Source organism: Herminiimonas fonticola (assembly GCF_040395855.1).
Lineage (GTDB): Bacteria > Pseudomonadota > Gammaproteobacteria > Burkholderiales > Burkholderiaceae_D > Oxalicibacterium > Oxalicibacterium fonticola_A.
The window spans coordinates 1-11382 of the sequence record NZ_JBEBPO010000081.1; the positions used below are offsets into that span (position 1 = coordinate 1).

General features: G+C 57.1%; 8 protein-coding genes. 4 read left to right on the forward strand and 4 right to left on the reverse strand.

The features are described 5' to 3' along the window. From ABWP27_RS10130 to ABWP27_RS10140, 3 genes are all read right to left on the reverse strand, one after another. On the reverse strand, positions 1-548 hold a 548-nt coding region (locus ABWP27_RS10130; protein ID WP_353156189.1), incomplete at its 3' end, for an aminotransferase class I/II-fold pyridoxal phosphate-dependent enzyme. 134 nt (positions 549-682) lie between these two features. After that, entirely contained in the window at positions 683-946 is a 264-nt protein-coding gene (locus tag ABWP27_RS10135; protein ID WP_353156192.1) for a DUF2249 domain-containing protein, read from the reverse strand. A gap of 62 nt (positions 947-1008) precedes the next feature. Next, positions 1009-3285, reverse strand: coding sequence for a nitric-oxide reductase large subunit (locus tag ABWP27_RS10140; protein ID WP_353156195.1), 2277 nt, complete (start codon positions 3283-3285; stop codon positions 1009-1011). Between the two features lie 231 nt (positions 3286-3516). Between ABWP27_RS10140 and ABWP27_RS10145 the strand changes: the two genes are divergently transcribed. From ABWP27_RS10145 to ABWP27_RS10155, 3 genes are all read left to right on the forward strand, one after another. Then, the gene (locus ABWP27_RS10145; protein WP_353156198.1) at positions 3517-3996 is read left to right on the forward strand and encodes an RrF2 family transcriptional regulator; all 480 of its coding nucleotides are present in this window, start codon (positions 3517-3519) and stop codon (positions 3994-3996) included. A 278-nt stretch (positions 3997-4274) separates the two neighbouring features. Beyond that, positions 4275-5513: an MFS transporter gene (locus tag ABWP27_RS10150; RefSeq protein ID WP_353156200.1), complete on the forward strand. Its 1239-nt coding sequence runs from the start codon at positions 4275-4277 to the stop codon at positions 5511-5513. 68 nt (positions 5514-5581) lie between these two features. Further along, positions 5582-6967 carry a NarK family nitrate/nitrite MFS transporter gene (locus ABWP27_RS10155; RefSeq protein ID WP_353156203.1) on the forward strand — a complete coding sequence of 462 codons (1386 nt, stop codon included), beginning with the start codon at positions 5582-5584 and terminating at the stop codon, positions 6965-6967. 75 nt (positions 6968-7042) lie between these two features. Here ABWP27_RS10155 and ABWP27_RS10160 read toward each other — a convergent pair whose 3' ends face one another. Further along, on the reverse strand, positions 7043-7447 hold the full coding sequence (locus ABWP27_RS10160; RefSeq protein ID WP_353156206.1) for a ribonucleotide reductase subunit alpha: 405 nt from the start codon (positions 7445-7447) through the stop codon (positions 7043-7045). Positions 7448-7741: 294 nt separating this feature from the next. On the opposite strand from ABWP27_RS10160, the gene ABWP27_RS10165 reads away from it, so the two are divergent. Further along, positions 7742-11382, forward strand: a 3641-nt coding sequence (locus ABWP27_RS10165; RefSeq protein ID WP_353156208.1) for a nitrate reductase subunit alpha, incomplete at its 3' end; no start/stop codon positions are given.

An 11382-nucleotide genomic window follows, 5' to 3' on the forward strand; every position in this document is an offset into this window, starting at 1 on the left:
AGATCGCCATCCATGCTGAACACTGCATCGGTCAAAATCATTTTGCGCTTGGCAGTGCTGGCGCTCAACTGGCGTTCCAGCGCCGCCAGATCGTTGTGCGGATAACGCTGATGATCGGCGCGCGACAATTGCACTGCATCGATCAGCGATGCGTGATTCAGCTTGTCGGCAAACACCGCGTCGCCGCGTCCGACCAGCGCCGGCACTATACCCAGATTCGCCATGTAGCCGGTGCTGAAATAGAGTGCGCGATCGCCGCCGACGAAGGATGCCAGCTTGTGTTCCAGTTCTTCATGCGGTGCAAAATGGCCGCTGACCAGATGCGAGGAGCCGGAGCCTACGCCCCAGCGCAAGGCTGCTTCACGGGCGGCGTCTATCAATACCGGTTCGGCGGCCAAACCGAGGTAATCGTTACTGCAAAAAGACAGCAGCGAGCGTCCGTCGACCTCTATTCGCACGCCGCAAGGCGTCTGCAAGGTGCGGCGCTGCCGTTGCAGCCCTTGCTCCTTGAGTGCTGCGAGTTCCGTTGTGAGTGTTTCGCGGATCATTCCGTGTTCCATTAAAAAAACCGCCGGCAGTCAAAAACCGGCGGCGGTATTGCTAAATACACCAAGTGAATAACAATCCGAAATTGCTGTTCGCTGGTTTTGATTTCTGGCTGGATTCAGCCGCTATTGTACCTTCAAGCGGCGATCAGGAAATCGATCACGATCTCGCCGGGTATGCGCTGCACATAGCTGATCTCGACGCGGGGCCCGAAACGACTGCCTATCTGCATGAGCAGGGGAATCGGATCATGGTCGTTGCAGAAGCGCATGGTTTCGCCCACTTGCAAGGCATCCAGCGCACCGAAAATTGCCGCATGGCGAAAACGTTTGGCGACACCGCGTGCATCGAAGGGATAAATGGCTTCGGTGGAAACAGTCTGGGAACAATCGTGAGTCATGGTGAAATTCCTTTTCAGTGAAGTCAGGCTGGAGCGCATGTGCTTCCAACCTGACTGTTTGTTTACGCTTTGCTGATGCCGGCCGCCGCAGCCGCCGGCTGTTTGCGTTTAGCACCGGTCAGCAGACGCAGTGCAAACAGGGCCAGGAATACCGTACCGATGGCAAACACGATATCGCCCGGAACCCGCAGCCAGACCATGGTTTCCATGAAGGACGAATGGATGACTTCAGGCGAACGCGCAAACCACATGCCTTGCGTCACACTGGCCCATGCCTGGTAAATGCCGGCCGGCACCAGGGAAATGAAGACCATCATCGCCAGCCCGATATTGAGCAGCCAGAACATCGGCGCCAGCAGGCGATCCGACCATGCGGCACGATCCGACAAGCCGCGCAGGCAGAACAGCAGCAAGCCGATGCCGAGCATGCCGTACACGCCGAACAGCGCTGCATGACCGTGTGCGGCCGTCATGTTGAGACCCTGCATGTAATACAGTGCGATGGGCGTATTGATCGAAAAACCCAGCAAGCCCGCACCGACCACGTTCCAGAAACCGACTGCGATGAAACACAGGATCGGCCATTTGTAGGCGTGCACCCAGGGCGCCGCTTTCGAGCGCTGATAGTTGCGATACGCCTCGACGCCTATCATCGCCAGCGGTACCACTTCCAGTGCCGAGAACATGGCGCCGATCGCGATCACGAACGTAGGTGTACCGGTGAAGTACAGATGATGCAGGGTGCCGAGGATGCCGCCAAACAGGAACACGATGGTTTCCAGCACGATGGCGCTATTGGCTGTTTTCGCGTGGATCAGGCCGAGTCTGGTGAACAGCAGCGCAATGACAGCGGTGGCGAACACTTCAAAGAAGCCTTCGACCCACAAGTGCACCAGCCACCAGCGCCAGTACTCAATCATCGCGTAATGGGTTTTCTGGCCCCAGGTCAGCGAGGTGGCGTAGAAACCGCCTATGCAGAGCGCAGCGAGAAATACCATGGCGATCAGGCCGCGGCTTTCGGATGGTTTTTTCAGTGCCGGCAGCAGGCCGCGTCCCAATAACGTGACCCAGAACAGCAAACCGACGAACAGCAGGATTTGCCAGATGCGTCCCATGCTGGTGAATTCCAGCCCCTGATTGCCGATCCAGAAACTGAAATCATTACCCATATGCTGCAGCGTGCCCAGCCAGCCGAAGGCAGTGGAGCCGACCACGATGAACAGCAGTGCATAGAACAGCAGGTTGACGCCCAGCTTCTGGTATTTCGGTTCATGGCCGGAAATCGCCGGTGCAATGTACAGGCCGGTAGCCAGCCATGCAGTCGCGATCCACAACACCGCGAACTGGGTGTGGATGGTGCGGCTCACCGTGAACGGCAGGATTTCTCCCAGCGGGAAGCCGAAGAAGCTGATTCCTTCCACCGCATAGTGAGCGGTGATCACGCCCATGCCGACTTGCGCCATGATCAGGCCGATTACCACGTAGAAATATTTACGCGTTGCCTTCATCGATGGCGTCGGCGTCAGATCGAATAAAGGGTCTTTCTTCGGCGGTGTCGGATCGCCTTCTTCCTTGTGCATCGAATGGTAGAAGATCATGCCGGCGATGGCCGCGATCATCAGGATGATGCTGGCGATGGACCAGATGCCGGCGCCGGCGGTCGGCGTGTTGTCGACCAGCGGTTCATGCGGCCAATTGCTGGTGTAGCTCAGATCGGATTCGCCGGGTCTGTCGGTGGCAGCCGACCATGAAGACCAGAAAATAAAGGCCGGCAGTGCCTGCAGATCGGCTTGATCGGGCAGGGAGCCGGTGTGCATCGCATATTGTTCACGCAGTGCATCGAATGCAGGATCGCTGCCGAACAGGCTCATGTAATGCCGGGTCACCTGCTGCACAGCGCTGGCACGTTCGGGTGAGAGCGTGACGATGCCGGTGCCGGCGTCGTAGGTATTGCTGCGCATCTCGCTTTTCAGACGGCCGTCGAGCTCGGCCTGCTGGCCTATGCCCAGCTGCTCGTAGGGTTTGCCGTAATCGTGTTGCGCCCAGATTGCGCGCAAGGCCAGTGCTTCGCGGTGCAGCCAGTCGGCCGACCAGTCCGGCGCCAGATAACTGCCGTGGCCCCATACCGAACCCAGCTGCTGGCCGCCGGCGGAAAGCCAGGCTTCCTGCCCGCGTTGTACCTGTCCTTCGGAAAACAGGACGTCGCCATTGCTGCTGACGACTTGTTTGGGAATAGGGGGAGCGGTCAGGTAAATTTCTGTTCCGACCCAGCCCAGAACGGAAAAGGACAGGACGCAGATAATCGCGAGCCAGGTCCAGAGTTTGCGCGTAGCGTGCATGACAAGGTTTCCTTGAGAATGGGGTTGAATTGCAATCTGGCGCGAGGTAAAGCCAACGTCATTAAAGATGCATTCTAGGTGCATGTATTAATAGATGCAAATAAAATACATCTATATTTTTGAGGTAAATCAAAAAAACGGAACAAAGATATATACTGGGTACCTGATCAACCGTATCGTCGATGCCACATTCATATTCAAGCAGCTTTATCAACGAATGCCGATCACTTAATGAGACTGACTTCCTATACCGATTACGCGTTGCGCACCCTGATGTATCTGGGGATGAATCGCGATCGCTTGGTGACGATTCAGGACATCGCAGATCTGCACAGCATCTCGAAAAATCATTTGATGAAGGTGGTGCATCAGCTTGGTTTGACCGGCATGGTCGAAACCGTGCGTGGTCGCAATGGCGGATTGAAGCTGGGACACGAACCGGCTGACATCAATATCGGCGAGGTGGTGCGCAATACGGAAACCGATTTCTTCATGGCCGAATGTTTCGATCGCGCCAGCAATGCCTGTGTGTATGCGCCGTCCTGCATACTGAAAGGCGTGCTGAGCGATGCCATCGAGGCTTACCTGGCCGTGCTCGACGACGTGACGCTGGCAGACCTGATCGCCAAAAAAGATGCTCCCGACGGCAAGGGCATGAAGACGCAGGCCATCCAGATGCATTTTCCGGAAAAGAAAACAAAGCGCGTTTGAAGCGCTGAGCCAGCCTTGCCATCTGCAGTATCCATACTCGCAGGATGCACAATTTCTCTTCGTACTATTCGCAGTTTGCAACCCGTAGTTCACAACATCAGGCACGCCAGCAGTTGCCGCCATACTCATCTTGATCTATCCGACAGCCGTTGCGCCTAGTCATTTAGGCGGAGTGCGCTAGCCAGATTGCCTTGGCAAATTACCTCTACGGCGAATAGTCCCGCTGCATCGCACCACGTACGCTGATTGCATCAAAACATGCAAGCGGAGGTGGCATCGTGGCGGCCCACAACAAGCAACAAATTGCGGTACTGGCAAGCAGTACCTTTGCATTCACCATCTGCTTTGCCGTATGGATGATTTTTGCCGTGCTCGGCATTCCGGTCAAGACGCAACTCGGCTTGAATGAAACGGAGTTCGGCCTGCTGACTGCGATGCCGGTGTTAAGCGGATCGCTGATACGGGTGCCGCTCGGCATCTGGACCGACCGTTACGGCGGCCGCATCGTGTTTTTCCTGCTGATGCTGGCCAGTGTGGTGCCTATCTACCTGATCAGTTACGCCACCGAGTACTGGCACTTCCTGGTGCTCGGCCTGTTTGTCGGTCTGGCCGGAGGTTCGTTTTCAGTCGGTACGCCGTATGTGGCACGCTGGTTCCAGCAGGAACGGCGCGGCCTGGCAATGGGTATCTTCGGCGCCGGCAATTCCGGTTCTGCACTGACCAAGTTTGTGGCGCCGGCCATCATCGCGGCTTTCGGCTGGCAGATGCTGCCCAAAGTCTATGCACTCGGCATGCTGGTCACCGCCTTGCTGTTCTGGTTCTTTTCCTACACCGATAAATCGCATCAAATGCCTGCCGGCATCTCGTTTGCCGAGCAGATGAAAGTATTGAAGGATCCGCGCGTCTGGCGTTACTGCCAGTACTACTCGGTGGTGTTCGGCGGCTATGTCGGACTGGCGCTGTGGATGACCAAATACTACGTATCCGAATACGGCTTCGACATGCAGCTGGCTGCCTTGCTGGCCGCGTGTTTCTCGCTACCGGGCGGAGTCTTGCGCGCACTGGGCGGCTGGATTTCCGACAAGTTCGGCGCTTACCAGGTGACCTGGTGGGTGATGTGGGTTTGCTGGGTTTGCTTCTTCCTGCTGTCGTATCCGCAAACCAGCATGCTGATCAAAACCGTGAATGGTGATCTCAATCTGCACATCGGCGTTTCGCCGTGGCTATTCACCGTGCTGCTGTTCGTGGTCGGGGTGGCGATGGCGATCGGCAAGGCTTCGGTTTTCAAATTCATTTCAGACGATTTCACCGACAACATCGGCGCGGTATCCGGTGTGGTTGGTCTGGCCGGCGGCCTTGGCGGTTTCGTGCTGCCGATCATGTTCGGTGCACTGGTCGATCTGACCGGCGTGCGTTCCAGCGCATTCATGCTGCTGTACGGCACGGTCTGCGTGGCATTGGTGTGGATGCATTTTTCATTCAAGCAGGAACGGCAACCCGTTCTTCAAGCGGCCTGAGGCATGCGGGGACTAGCCCCGCATGCGTTTGCGCCCGGCGTCAACAAAGTGGGAAACAGGAGAGAGTAATGAGCAAGTACATGATCAACACGTGGGAGCCGGAGACCAGTCATTTCTGGCAGCACACCGGCAAGCCGATTGCACATCGCAATCTGTGGATTTCGATTCCGGCATTGCTGCTGGCTTTTGCGGTCTGGATGGTATGGAGCGTGGTGGTGGTCAATCTGCCGAGCATAGGCTTCAAATACAGCACCAATCAATTGTTCTGGCTGACCGCCTTGCCCGGCCTGTCGGGCGCGACCTTGCGTATTTTCTATTCCTTCATGGTGCCGATTTTCGGCGGTCGCAGATGGACGACGATTTCCACCGCATCGCTGCTGATTCCGGCAATTGGCATCGGTTTTGCGGTGCAGGATATCAACACCAGTTATCCCACCATGCTGGTGCTGGCGCTGCTGTGCGGTTTCGGCGGCGGCAACTTCGCTTCGTCGATGGCCAATATCAGTTTTTTCTATCCGAAGGCGCAAAAGGGATTTGCCCTGGGGATGAATGCGGGGCTGGGAAATCTGGGCGTATCGGTGGTGCAGTTCGTGGTGCCGCTGGTCATTACCGTCGGCGTATTCGGCGCATTGGGCGGTGAGCCGCAAACCTGGATGAAGGCGGGCGAGGCCAAGCAATTGTGGCTGCAGAATGCAGGTTTCATCTGGGTGCCGTTCATCGCCGCGACAGCGCTGATCTCGTGGTTCGGCATGAACGATCTGGCGACCGCCAAGGCTTCGTTTGCGGAACAGGCGGTGATTTTCAAACGCAAGCACAACTGGCTGATGTGCTGGTTGTATACCGGCACTTTCGGTTCCTTCATCGGCTATTCGGCGGCATTCCCATTGCTGATCAAGACTGAATTCCCGGACCTTAATCCCTTGCAGTATGCGTTCCTCGGGCCACTGGTCGGTGCACTGGCGCGCGTTGCGGGCGGCATCATTTCCGACAAGCTGGGTGGCGCCCGTGTCACGCTGTGGACTTTTTTCATGATGATAGGCGCCGTGCTGGGTGTGATTTACTTTTTGCCGCACGGTGACAGTGGTGCCAATTTCTGGGGTTTCTTCAGCATGTTCATGCTGCTGTTTGCCTGCACCGGCGTCGGCAATGCCTCGACCTTCCGCATGATACCGGTGATCTTTCTCACTGCACGTCAACGCGATGCGGCGGGCAAGGGCGCAGCGGCGCAGCAGCAAGCCATCATCGATGCCAACAAGGAAGGTGCCGCAGTGCTCGGTTTTACCTCGGCGGTCGCTGCCTACGGCGCCTTCTTCATTCCGAAAAGCTATGGCACATCGATTGCACTGACCGGCAGCCCGGTTGCGGCACTGTGGTGCTTCATCGGCTTTTACCTGAGCTGTATTGCCATTACCTGGTGGTGCTATGCACGCCGGAATGCAAATATGCCGTGCTAGTGAATGGCTGCACATGGGCAGCCGGCAATGCGGGATCGAATGGCACGCTGCGGCGTGCCATTTTTTATGACTAGATCAATGAAATTGGAGCAACTCGCCGTCTCGATTGAATGCAAGGAAGGTGCCGAGCTGGCCAGTCGCGATGGCTTCCACCATTTTTTTCAACGGTGCTTCGGCCGCATCGCTGGCCGGTGGTTGCCCCTGGCTGCCGGACATGCTGGAAACGAAGACGATGTCCCACTGTGCGCCTACACGCTGCGATTCTTCCAGCAACGCGTCGAAGCTGCTCCATTCCAGCGGCAGCTTGTCTACGCACATCAGCGGCGTCAGTGTGCCGCCACGCTTTTCTGTAAAACGCATTTGTTCGCCGGCACCGGCATCGTTGGGCAAGCCAGCCTGGGCAAAGGTGAACAGCAGACGTTGCGGTTGATCTTGTGCCGCTGCTTCGCGCAGCAGATCGGCATAACTGGAAATACTCATGGTGAATTGTCTTTCGATAGATGGAAAATTTTCTGATTGAAAATCGTTCGCGCTGCAGCGCCAGCCTGCGTCTTGCGGATGGCGTCAGTCCTTATGTATACCGCAGATCACACAGCCCTCCCTATAGTCACAAAGGACTAGAAGGCTTAGTTCTTATCGAAGTGCAGCACCGACTTCTTGCTAATACCCAAGCCTTGTCGCGCTGGATAGACTCATCGCATCGACGTTCAATACAGCAATTCTTTGCGACGTTTTTATTTCCAGCATCGATAACGGTGCACGTGTGGAGGCAGCATGAGTCATTTTCTGGATCGTCTGAAATTTTTCAACAAGCCGCAAGAAAGTTTTTCCAACGGTCACGGCGCGGTAGTCGATGAAGACCGTACCTGGGAAAAATCCTATCGCCAGCGCTGGCAGCACGACAAGATCGTGCGTTCCACGCATGGCGTGAACTGCACCGGCTCCTGCAGCTGGAAGGTTTACGTAAAGAATGGCCTGATCACGTGGGAAACCCAGCAAACCGATTACCCGCGCACCCGTCCCGATCTGCCGAATCATGAACCGCGCGGCTGTCCACGCGGCGCCAGCTATTCCTGGTATGTGTACTCGGCGCAGCGCGTCAAGTATCCGATGGTGCGTGGCCGCCTGATGGAAATGTGGCGTGCAGCGCGCGTGCTGATGTCGCCGGTCGCGGCCTGGGAATACATCAGCCAGAATCCGGAACGTGCGCAGCAATACAAATCGGTGCGCGGGCAGGGCGGTTTTGTGCGTGCCAAATGGGATGAGGTCAATGAAATCATCGCCGCCGCCAATGCCTACACCGTCAAGAAATTCGGCCCGGATCGCGTCATCGGCTTTTCTCCGATTCCTGCGATGTCCATGGTCAGTTACGCCGCCGGCACGCGCTATCTGTCGCTGATCGGCGGTGTGGCCTTGAGTTTCTACGACTGGTATTGCGATCTGCCGCCAGCCAGCCCGCAAGTGTGGGGAGAGCAAACCGACGTGCCGGAATCGGCCGACTGGTACAACTCGACTTACCTGATGGTCTGGGGCTCCAACGTGCCGATGACGCGCACACCGGATGCCCACTTTTATACCGAGGTGCGCTACAAGGGCACGAAGACGGTTGCCGTCTCATCCGACTTCGGCGAGATGGCCAAGTTCGGCGACATCTGGCTGGCACCCAAGCAGGGCACCGATGCCGCACTGGCGATGGCGATGGGTCATGTGATCCTGAAGGAATACCACGCCACCGGAAAATCCGCCTACTTCCGCAGCTACGCCAAGCAGTACACCGACTTTCCCATGCTGGTTTTGTTGAAGGAAAAGAATGGCACGCTGGTGCCGGACTACTTCCTGCGCGCTTCGCATCTGGCCAACAATCTGGATGAAACCAACAACCCGGATTGGAAAACCCTGGTCATCGATGAAACCAGCGGCGACATCAGCGCACCGGCCGGCTCTATCGGTTTCCGCTGGGGCGAATCCGGCAAATGGAATCTGGAACAGAAGGCCGGCACCAGCGGCAAGCCTATCGATCCCTTGCTGTCGCTGATAGATAGCAGCGACGAAGTGACTGCGGTCGGCTTCCCGTACTTCGGCGGCAAGGATGCCGAAGACATGTTGCTGCGCAATGTGCCGGTCAAGAAAATCCAGCTGGCTGACGGCAGCATCGCCACCGTCGCCACCGTATATGACTTGACGATGGCGAACTACGGCATCGATCGCGGTCTGGGCGGCGGCAATGTCGCAAAGGATTTCAACGACGATGTGCCGTACACACCGGCATGGCAAGTCAAGCATACCGGCGTGAAGGCAGCCGACGTGATTACCGTGGCGCGCGAATTCGCCGACAACGCGGACAAGACCAAAGGCAAGAGCATGGTCATCGTCGGCGCGGCGCTGAACCACTGGTATCACATGGACATGACCTATCGCGGCATCATCAATATGCTGATGATGTGCGGCTGCGTTGGCCAATCCGGCGGCGGCTGGGCGCATTACGTGGGACAGGAAAAACTGCGTCCGCAAACCGGCTGGACGCCGCTCGCATTTGCGCTCGACTGGAATCGTCCTATGCGGCAGATGAACGGCACCTCGTTCTTCTATGCGCACACCAGCCAGTGGCGTCACGAAAAATTGCATACCGAAGAAATCCAGTCGCCATCGGCTGACAGCAGCGTTGCGCAGATGTCGCTGCTTGACTACAACGCCAAGTCGGAACGCATGGGTTGGTTGCCGTCGGCACCGCAGCTGGAAACCAATCCGCTGGAAGTCACGCGTGCGGCAGAAGCAGCGGGTCAGGATGTCACGCAATATGCGGTCGACCAGATCAAGTCCGGCAAGCTGAATTTCTCTTGCGACGATCCGGACAATCCGGCCAACTTCCCGCGCAATATGTTCGTCTGGCGTTCCAACATTCTCGGCAGTTCGGGCAAGGGGCATGAATACTTCCTCAAGTATTTGCTCGGTACGCAGAATGCGTTGATGAGCGATGAAGACAACTGCATCAAGCCCAAGGATGTGAAAGTGCGTCCTGCCGCCGAAGGCAAGCTGGACTTGCTGGTGGTGCTGGATTTCCGCATGTCTACCACTTGCCTGTATGGCGACATCGTGTTGCCGACTGCGACCTGGTACGAAAAAGACGACTTGAACACGTCCGACATGCACCCGTTCATTCACCCCTTGTCGGAAGCGGTGCAGCCGCTGTGGCAATCGAAATCGGATTGGGAAATCTACAAGGGCATCGCCGAAAAATTCTCGGAAATCGGCGGCGAATATCTGGGCACGCAAAAGGATCTGGTGCTGACGCCGCTGATGCACGATACCCCGGGTGAGCTCGGCCAGCCTTTCGATCCGAAAGACTGGCGCGCCGGCGAATGCGAACCGATACCTGGCAAGACGATGCCGAACTTTACGGTGGTCGAACGCAATTACCGCGACATTCACAAGAAGTTCACTTCGGTCGGCCCGCTGCTGGAAACAGTCGGCAACGGCGGCAAGGGCATCAACTGGAAAACCGGGCACGAAGTCGATGTGCTGCGCGGCATCAACCGTACGGTGCTGGAAGAAGGCGTGTCGAAAGGCCAGCCGCGTCTCGATACGGCCATCGATGCGGCCGAGATGATCCTGTCGCTGGCACCGGAAACCAACGGCCATGTGGCGGTCAAGGCATGGGATGCATTGTCCAAAATGACAGGACGCGACCATACGCATCTGGCGCTGCCGCGCGAGCATGACACGATACGTTTCCGCGATGTACAGGCGCAGCCGCGCAAGATCATTTCATCGCCCACCTGGTCCGGTCTGGAGTCGGAAGAAGTCAGTTACAACGCCGGCTATACCAATGTGCATGAAATGATTCCATGGCGCACGCTGACCGGTCGCCAGCAGTTCTACCAGGATCACCTGTGGATGCGCGATTTCGGCGAAGGCCTGTGCGTCTACAAACCGGCGATCAATACCAAGACCACGGCGGCCATGCTGGGCGCGCAGCCGAACGGCAACAAGGAAATTGCGCTGAACTTCATTACGCCGCATCAGAAGTGGGGCATCCATTCGACCTATTCGGACAATCTGCGCATGCTCACGCTGTCACGCGGCGGGCCGCATGTATGGCTGTCCGAGACTGACGCAAAGAATGCCGGCATCGTCGACAACGACTGGATAGAAGTGTTCAACGTCAACGGCACACTGACTGCGCGTGCTGTCGTCAGCCAGCGCGTGCCGGAAGGCATGACCCTGATGTACCACGCACAGGAAAAAATCATCAATGTGCCGGGGGCGGAAATGTCGGGCAAGCGCGGCGGCATCCACAACTCGGTCACACGCACCGTCACCAAACCGACGCACATGATAGGCGGCTATGCGCAACTGTCTTACGGCTTCAATTATTACGGCACGGTCGGCTCGAATCGCGATGAATTCGTCCTGGT